Source organism: Flavobacterium sp. GQ95 (assembly GCF_059758655.1).
In genome coordinates this window covers 1-320 of the sequence record NZ_JCAXEB010000079.1, presented here as the reverse complement: position 1 = coordinate 320, position 320 = coordinate 1, and the positions used below count along the sequence as shown (strand labels likewise).

The 320-nt window shown below is 41.2% G+C and carries 1 protein-coding gene; it reads left to right on the top strand.

Going from position 1 to position 320, the window contains the following annotated elements:
• The coding region (locus AC6CH4_RS26005) for a hypothetical protein (protein WP_498108241.1) at positions 1–320 on the top strand (320 nt) is incomplete at both ends.

The window sequence follows — 320 nt, the reverse complement described above, 5'->3', positions numbered from 1 at the left end:
CATTAACTACTACGGCAAGTGCTCCGGCATTTACATGTAGTACAACAAATGCTAAAGAATCTAAGGTTTTAACTATTGCGCCTCCAACAACAGGAACATCGCCATATGAATACAGCTTCAACGGCGGTGGATATTCGTCTACAAATACATTAACAGTAAGCGATACGGGAGCATCTCAGAATATTGCTTATTCTGTTAAGGATAAAAACGGATGTATTTTCAACGGATCAGTTACACTTGCTCCGTTAAATCCTCCGGTAATTGCGAGTATTGTTCCAAGTGCCGTTACATGTTTGGCTACAACCAGTACGGTTGCGGTA